The organism is Bacillus sp. GbtcB10, assembly GCF_019091365.1.
Classification (GTDB): Bacteria; Bacillota; Bacilli; order Bacillales; family Bacillaceae; genus Bacillus; species Bacillus altitudinis.
In genome coordinates, this window is the sequence record NZ_JAGXJP010000383.1 from 1 (window position 1) to 237 (window position 237).

Sequence of the window (237 nt, forward strand, 5' to 3'; positions counted from 1 at the left end):
TGGCTACTTAAAAAAGGTGAAAATACAAAAAGCGGTATGCCGGAATTAAAGGATTACGCATTACTAGATAACCATCTTCTAAAGTTAGTAGAAACATTTAATTCATTAGATGCAAATGTTATTTTCACAGCTTGGGAGACAACAAGAAATATCACACATGATGATGGGCAGCAATATACACAATTCATTCCGGATATTCGGGATAAGATTGTTAATCACATTATGGGAATCGTTCAT

Annotated in this window: 1 protein-coding gene; it reads left to right on the plus strand. The window is 33.8% G+C overall.

Features of this window, described 5'->3' with window-relative positions; translation table 11 throughout:
* Positions 1–237: AAA family ATPase (locus KVT11_RS20580; RefSeq protein WP_217609214.1), on the plus strand; the 237-nt coding region annotated here is incomplete at both ends.